This is a genomic window from Marisediminitalea sp., from assembly GCF_984433645.1.
The window spans coordinates 1-3,294 of record NZ_CFIDRX010000013.1 but is presented as its reverse complement, the minus strand read 5'-3'; the positions used below and the strand labels follow the sequence as shown (position 1 = coordinate 3,294).

5 protein-coding genes are annotated in these 3,294 nt (G+C 49.2%); all 5 read right to left on the bottom strand.

Going from position 1 to position 3,294, the window contains the following annotated elements:
- Positions 1-1,232 (bottom strand): methyl-accepting chemotaxis protein (locus AC4MRN_RS03230; protein ID WP_491202505.1); only part of this gene is annotated, 1,232 nt, incomplete at its 3' end.
- Between the two features lie 10 nt (positions 1,233-1,242).
- Complete coding sequence (locus tag AC4MRN_RS03225; protein ID WP_073323264.1) at positions 1,243-1,611, bottom strand: response regulator; 369 nt, start codon at positions 1,609-1,611, stop codon at positions 1,243-1,245.
- A 9-nt stretch (positions 1,612-1,620) separates the two neighbouring features.
- Positions 1,621-2,403, bottom strand: a complete 783-nt coding sequence (locus AC4MRN_RS03220; protein ID WP_491202504.1) for a ParA family protein — start codon at positions 2,401-2,403, stop codon at positions 1,621-1,623.
- Complete coding sequence (locus AC4MRN_RS03215; protein WP_491202503.1) at positions 2,364-2,609, bottom strand: hypothetical protein; 246 nt, start codon at positions 2,607-2,609, stop codon at positions 2,364-2,366. Before AC4MRN_RS03215 ends, AC4MRN_RS03220 begins: the two co-directional genes overlap by 40 nt.
- On the bottom strand, positions 2,600-3,294 hold a 695-nt coding region (locus AC4MRN_RS03210; RefSeq protein ID WP_491202502.1), incomplete at its 5' end, for a chemotaxis protein CheA. The genes AC4MRN_RS03210 and AC4MRN_RS03215, both read right to left, overlap by 10 nt.

Sequence of the window (3,294 nt, the reverse complement as noted above, 5' to 3'; positions counted from 1 at the left end):
TTTGACGATAAATCAAAATGTATTTTTCGTTGGTCTTCCATGACATATTTTTCAAACATCTCTGCCGTCGACAGGTTGAAGGTGTCATCGAATGTTTTACGTTGGTCGATATAGCTGGAAAACTGACCGAACAAATCTACCAGCGCCTGATGCTCGAACTTCACGTGTTCCGCACGCTGACGAATAATGTCCTGGAACTGAATTTTGCCTATGGCGCCACTGACTTTTGCCGCCACCGTTTTCGCACTGCCGGTAAAACATGCCAGCATTTGCGGACAAAACGCTTCCAGTTTACGGTAGTGCTCTGTGACATTTGCCAACGACTCAGAGAACGAGGTTAACATTTCGCACGTTTCAGTACTGTTAGAGGTGTTTATTAGCTTTTCGCCATGTACTTTAGCTGTCGACAACGCTGACTTGATGCCCGTTTCGATTCTCTCGGCGGCTTCAGAAGACTGGCTAGACAGGGTTCGAACCTGCTCCGCTACTACGGCAAACCCCCGCCCGTACTCCCCGGCTCTGGCTGCTTCGATAGCCGCATTCAGGGCCAGCAAGTTAGTCTGAAATGCAATGTTTTTCACCAGTTCGGTAAGCTCTTTGAGTTTATCGATTTCCTGCAGAACTTCCTGAATAGCTTTGTTGTGAGCCTCATCTTGCTCGCGCTGTGAGCTGATCAATTGAGTTATTTCTTCCAGGCGCTCGTTCACTGCCTGAATCTCGCGACTGCTGGCTTGTTGAATTTCTGCTGAATCTTTCTCTGAAGTCTGGATACTATCCATTCCATCCTGAATAGCGCCTTCAATTTCATACAAGGCCCGCATCAATTCCATCGATGCATCTTCGGTAATATTGGATATGCCATCGATTTGACCATTCAGGATAGCAGCGTAATCTTCCACCTGAGTATGGGTTTTATGCAGCTGCTCAGACGTCATGTCTAAATAGGCTGAGGCCGCTGCTACCTCGTCTTTAATGGCTTGTTTTTGCTTTTGCGAGACCAGTCCACTCCAGACCAACCAGGTTCCGCTGGTCAAAAGGCTTGCTGTCAGAGCGACCCACTCTGGTGCCAACACTACCCATTGGGAAACCAGCGAGGTAAGGCCCCACCCTACCGCTACCGCGCCGGTGCCGACCAGCGCACACTGATAGGCACTAACGGTAGACTTTACCTTGCTCCACAATGGTTGCAGGCGCGTCATGTACTGGTGATACTTTTGTGTTAAATCTTGCATAACTGCCCCCTTAAGCGGCTGGTACAAGTTGCTTCACTATGCCTAGCAGTTGTTCTGGCTCTACTGGCTTAACCAGCCAGCCGGTGGCACCTGCTTGCTTTGCTTCATCGCGTCGGGTTTGCTGAGACTCTGTGGTTAACATCAGAATCGGCGTAAATCGGAACTTGCCGTTCTGTTTTATATTTTTAATCAGTTCTATGCCGTTCATTCCCGGCATGTTTAAGTCTGTGATGATCAACTTGGGAGAGGCACTTGCCAATGTATCCAGTGCAGACGGACCATCCGGCGATTTGATAACATCGTATCCGGCCCGTTTTAGTAACATCTCCATACTCATCAGCATGGTGGCTGAGTCGTCAATTAAGTGAATAGTGGCCATAACTTTTCCTCATACGTATTGCATAAAATCTGAACATAACTGCTGGTAGTCTCTGGCACCGTTCGAATCGGGCGCATATAACTGCACAGGTTGCTGGCTGGCAAATGCTTCCGCCAAAGTTATGTTTCTTCGGATAAAAGGCAGAATGCGACGCTGTCCGAATCGCGCCTCCCAGTGTTGTAGAATTTGTCGATGCAGTTTCAATTGCTTGTCGACCATGACAGGTAACAACAAGATTTGCTGTGCTTTCAACTGGCGTTTTCGCACCGCTTGCATGCAGGTGTTAACCAATTTAATCACCCCGCTGGATGCCAGAGGCGTCGGTTCGGCTGGCACCACGATGGTATCGGCTACGCTCATCGCCCCAAGCAGCACGGTGCCAAGCGTCGGCGGCGTATCGATGACAATATAGTCGTAGTCTTGTTGCACAGACGCATGGTCGACAAGCGCGCCTAACCAGGTTAAGTCGTCTGGTGCGATAAACTTTTCCTGATTGGGTTGGCAAATGTGTAAATACTCACTTATTTTGGCCAGTCCTTTAAAAAATGACTGGTTCTGTAACCAGCTAGGGCTCGTAAGTTCAGCGCCCTTACACATGGCTTTGAACCCTTCCTCTACTTGTCCCTGGTTGTCGCAATCAATGACCAGTACACGTTTGTTACAACGAGAAATTTCGTGGGCCAGGTTAACCACAGTGGTGGTTTTTGCTGTGCCGCCCTTGCGGTTTGCCACCACTGTTACGCGCGCCAAAATCATGCCTCCGCCCCGTTTGTCATTGCCTGTCTCAGCCATTGCCAGTTTCCGGCTTCCGGCCACACGCTGAACGCGGGTCGATGATAAATAAGTACCTGAAGAACTGCGGTATGAGCACTCACCAACTTTTTGGCATTAACCTGACCTTTGGGATGCGACTCCAGCCATTGCTCAAGCTCTTCGGCAGCATCAATTTCACAGTGGCCGTCCAGTACAATCACCTTCTGTTTAGCAACTATCGGCATGACAACAACTCCTGCAGGTTAATAATGAGTAATACCCGGCCATCACCCAACAAGGCGGTACCAGAGAAGTGATTAAATCCGGCCATGACCCCCTCAAGTGGCTTCTGAATCACATCAATGCCCTCGTGGAACTTGTCGATAATTAAACCGAAATCGCCCTGACCGTTATTTACCACCAGCACACACACTTCATCGGACTCGTTGTCGCTGACAGGCAATTGCAGCAGGGTACGTAAACAATGCAGTGGAATAATTTTTTCACGCAGCATCAACACAGGGTTGTTGCGGATCAGTTCAATATCGCGCTGCGACACCTTCACGGTTTCCACAACAGAATCCAGCCCAATGCCAAACATTTGATGGTTCACTTCGAACATCATGATGCGATTTACCGACATGGTTTGCGGCAGAATCAGTTTGAACTGGGTGCCTTCACCGACTTTACTTTGCATTTCAATGGTGCCACCCGCCTGCGCTACCATGGTGCGTACCGCATCCATTCCGACCCCACGACCCGACAAGTCGGACACCTGTTCGCTGGTCGAAAAGCCAGCAGCAAAAATCAGCTGCAGCGACTCTTCTTCGGTCAGCGTATCAAGCTGATGCTCCTGGATGATCCCTTTTTGATAAGCCAGCATTTTTATCTTTTCAGCATCGATGCCTTTACCATCATCACGGATTTCGA